This window comes from Candidatus Sodalis sp. SoCistrobi, assembly GCF_900143145.1.
GTDB lineage: Bacteria > Pseudomonadota > Gammaproteobacteria > Enterobacterales > Enterobacteriaceae > SoCistrobi.
On record NZ_FRDB01000269.1, the window covers coordinates 1 to 3,443 of the forward strand.

At 58.1% G+C, this 3,443-nt stretch carries 3 protein-coding genes and 2 pseudogenes; 2 read left to right on the forward strand and 3 right to left on the reverse strand.

Annotation, left to right across the window (positions count from 1 at the left end; genetic code table 11):
• Positions 1–76 precede the first annotated feature (76 nt).
• On the reverse strand, positions 77–208 hold the full coding sequence (locus CINSTRO3249_RS17905; RefSeq protein ID WP_256381676.1) for a hypothetical protein: 132 nt from the start codon (positions 206–208) through the stop codon (positions 77–79).
• Between the two features lie 600 nt (positions 209–808).
• On the opposite strand from CINSTRO3249_RS17905, the gene CINSTRO3249_RS14175 reads away from it, so the two are divergent.
• Positions 809–1,390, forward strand: coding sequence for an aminodeoxychorismate synthase component II (locus CINSTRO3249_RS14175; RefSeq protein ID WP_074013737.1), 582 nt, complete (start codon positions 809–811; stop codon positions 1,388–1,390).
• A gap of 113 nt (positions 1,391–1,503) precedes the next feature.
• Positions 1,504–2,727: a bifunctional acetylornithine/succinyldiaminopimelate transaminase gene (locus CINSTRO3249_RS14180; RefSeq protein WP_074013738.1), complete on the forward strand. Its 1,224-nt coding sequence runs from the start codon at positions 1,504–1,506 to the stop codon at positions 2,725–2,727.
• A gap of 61 nt (positions 2,728–2,788) precedes the next feature.
• Here CINSTRO3249_RS14180 and CINSTRO3249_RS14185 read toward each other — a convergent pair.
• Positions 2,789–3,154 (reverse strand): annotated as a pseudogene (locus CINSTRO3249_RS14185) (hypothetical protein); the annotation flags it as partial.
• Positions 3,155–3,187: 33 nt separating this feature from the next.
• Positions 3,188–3,443: pseudogene (locus CINSTRO3249_RS14190) on the reverse strand (hypothetical protein); the annotation flags it as partial.

Below are 3,443 nucleotides of genomic sequence, written 5' to 3' on the forward strand. Positions count from 1 at the left end.
TCTGCTCGCTGGCCTATCCATCTTGTTGAATACACTAAAATTATTATCGGAATATAGTCTGGAAGAACTTACTCATTTAGCGAGAGTTGCTCTTAAGCCTCCTCCCTGATGTGTAGATACCTATGCCTTTAGAGAGGGGAATGGACGGGCGCAGCGGATTTTCTTTGAACAGCTGATTATCCATGCCGGCTATGATATTCACTGGCATCCCATCAACCGGCAGGATTGGCTAAATGCCAACGAGGCCGGGGCGTTTGGCGATCCGGCGCCGCTGGCCGCATTATTCCGGCTGGCGGTGAGCGAACCGGACTGAAAACGGTCTTACCGGCCGTGCGGCGTCTGGTGCTGTTGGCGATATCGGTGGCTGCGGGGTATCTGCACCCCGAGTTGACCTTCTGACCACCCGGTGGCCGGCTCACCCGGCGACACCGCCGCTCGCGCGGCATTCACGCCGCCAGCTGGTGCGCTATCCTCCTGAACCCCTGAACCCCTGAACCCCTGAACCCCTGAACCCCTGAACCCCTGAACCCCCCGTATTGCCCGACGTCCAATCGCGGGTTGCATCTCAGCCTGTGCCGGCGTATAGCGCCGGCGGGTAACAGCAACGCGGGGCGGTTCAGCCGCCGATATTCGGTGACCCCACTGTACGCGATACCCTGCCAGGGGCTCTTCTTGCCGCACATTTGCGGCAATGTTCGTAGTCACGTCGCCGCCGTTGTCTTACACTCGCTGCTAATTGGAGTTTGGCGTTGGCCGGGGCGCGAGGCGTGGCGGCAGAGGCGCACGAGGTTATCATTTAAGGAGGACTATGAACGGATTGCTGATAATCGATAATTACGACTCATTCACCTGGAATCTTTATCAGTATTTCTGTGAACTGGGGGCGCAGGTGATGGTGCGTCGCCATGACAGTCTCGATCTTGCGGATATCGAGCGGCTGGCGCCGGCGCGACTGGTCATCTCTCCCGGTCCGGGCAACCCGGACGAGGCGGGGATCTCCCTCGCCGCTATTCGCCATTTCGCCGGCAAACTGCCGATCCTGGGGGTCTGTCTGGGGCATCAGGCTATCGGGCAGGCGTTCGGCGCGCGTATTGTGCGCGCACGCCGGGTCATGCACGGCAAAACCTCCGTAATCCGTCACGATGGTCAAGGCGTGTTTGCCGGCCTGGCGCAGCCGCTGACGGTGACACGTTACCACTCGCTAATCATCGATGCCGCCAGCGTACCGGCCTGTCTGGCGGTGACCGCCTGGAGCCAGCGCGAAGGGGAGCAGGATGAAATTATGGCCATCCGCCATCGTTCCTTGCCGTTGGAAGGTGTACAGTTTCATCCTGAAAGCATCATGAGTGAACAAGGTCATTCTTTTCTGGCGAATTTCCTCAACCGTTGACGGCGGTCTATTTGTTTTTAACGGCAATAGCGCTTGACTTGAGTGTGACTTTTTATTCATATTATATGACTATATTTCACTTCTTACAACATCTTAGACAGAGTAAATGCCTTATGAAAACAGACGATGCCGCAGTCACTCGGGAAACGTTCGATCAGGTCATTTTGCCGGTTTATGCACCCGCACAGTTTATTCCGGTGAAAGGCGCCGGCAGCCGGGTTTGGGATCAGCAGGGCAAAGAATATGTCGATTTCTCCGGCGGCATCGCGGTCACCGCGCTGGGGCACTGTCATCCGGCGCTGGTGGCGGCGTTGAAAACCCAGGGGGAAACGTTATGGCATACCAGCAACGTTTTTACGAACGAACCAGCGCTGCGTCTGGCGCGTAAGCTCATTGATGCCACCTTTGCCGACCGCGTGTTTTTCGCTAATTCCGGCGGCGAGGCGAACGAGGCGGCGTTCAAGCTGGCGCGCCATTACGCCATTACCCGCCACAGTCCGTATAAGACCAAAATCATTGCGTTTCATAATGCCTTCCATGGCCGCACGCTGTTTACCGTGTCGGTGGGAGGACAGCCCAAGTATTCGGACGGGTTTGGGCCGAAACCGGCGGATATCGTCCATGTGCCGTTTAACGATCTCGACGCGGTGAAAGCCGTCATTGACGATCACACCTGCGCTATCGTGCTTGAGCCGATACAGGGGGAAGGGGGCATTACCCCGGCAACGCCGGCGTTTTTGCAGGGCGTGCGGGAATTATGCGATAAGCATCAGGCGCTGCTGGTGATGGATGAAGTGCAATGCGGCATGGGCCGCAGCGGCAAATTGTTCACCTATATGCATTACGGCGTGCAGCCGGATATTCTGACCACCGCCAAAGCGTTGGGCGGCGGGTTCCCCATTAGCGCAATGTTGACCACCGAAGACATTGCTTCAGTCATGGCGGTCGGCACCCACGGCACGACTTACGGCGGTAACCCGCTGGCCTGTGCGGTGGCGGAAGCCGCACTGGACGTCATTAACTCCCCTGAGGTGTTGGCCGGTATCAATGAGCGTCATGCGCGTTTCATTGAGGCTTTGCATGACATTAACGCCAAGCATCATGTTTTCACCCAAGTGCGCGGCATGGGGCTGCTATTGGGCGCGGAGCTGGCGCCGGGCTATCAGGGACGGGCACGGGATTTCCTGCATGCCGCCGCGCTGGAAGGGGTCATGATCCTCAACGCCGGCCCCGATGTGATTCGCTTTGCCCCCTCGTTGGTGGTGGAGTTTGATGATATCGCCGAGGGGCTGGCGCGCTTTGAGAAAGCCGTAGCGCAGGTCACCCGCTCGGCTTGACGGGCGGACGGCAGGCTTGTCGGCGCGTTACCGGCAATACTGCCGTCGAAGGCTTCTCCTGTCACGGCTCTAGTCCGGCGGCGTGTCGCGCAAGCCAAAGCCCGTGCTGCGGCCGCTGCGGCCAGGCCACCGACGAAATAGTGTGCATCACGCCCAGATGGAATAAAATGCGCCGCAAATGGCGTTCCATTAGCGTCACCGCCTGATCCTGGGGGCCGTCGGTGTTGAAAATTCCCGGGTTTTCGGTGCTCGGGCCGTCATATTCCAGCCGTTGCTGACAGCTTTGCAGCGCCACCTCGCAGGAGGCCAGATAATCGGCCGCCAGCGTAGCGGGCAGCATATAGTGATCGCGCGCCAGCGTGGTCATGGCGTTAATATGTTCCACAATAAACTGACTGTGGGTGACCCACAGGCGCATATTGAATAACCCCGAGTTTATTAGAGAGTAATTTTGGCAATACTACGCCGCTTCCTCTGATGCTAATTGCAAAGCGTAATAGTTCATTTCGGCTTCAGTAGGAGGGATGTAACCCAGCCGCCCGAGCAGCCTTCTGTTGTTGTACCAGTCCACCCAGTCCACCCAGTCCACCCAGTCCACCCAGTCCACCCAGTCCACCCAGTCCACCCAGTCCACCCAGTCCACCCAGTCCAGCGTGGCCAACTCCACTTCCGTCCGGTTTTTCCAGCTCCCGCGGTGGATAACCTCCGTTTTGTAC